Here is a 268-nt window from a genome sequence, read left to right on the forward strand (position 1 = left end):
GATCTATCAGTGTAGTGAGCCGTTATCAGCTCAGCAAACGACTCAGGCGTCCCAGTACCAGATGGCGCAAGGTTCAATCCCGGCCCGACGCAGCATATTGCGATCACTTTCGGCTTTGCGTTTCTGCGGGTATGGGCCGAGTACCACGCGATACCAGCTGCCTTTTTCACCCTGAGACACTTTGATCTGGCCGGTGAGCCCCTGGAAAGCAATCATGGCTTTGCGCTCCTCCGCCTGCCCTGGCGAGCGGTAAGCGCCGCATTGCATC

The 268-nt window shown here is 57.8% G+C and carries 1 protein-coding gene; it reads right to left on the reverse strand.

The window, feature by feature from the left end; translation table 11 throughout:
* Positions 1–42: 42 nt before the first annotated feature.
* A partial coding sequence (locus R0J87_RS20890; protein WP_498888657.1) for an SPOR domain-containing protein occupies positions 43–268 on the reverse strand: 226 nt, incomplete at its 5' end.

It is taken from the genome of Halomonas sp. SIMBA_159, assembly GCF_046536035.1.
GTDB classification, from domain to species: Bacteria; Pseudomonadota; Gammaproteobacteria; order Pseudomonadales; family Halomonadaceae; genus Vreelandella; species Vreelandella venusta_A.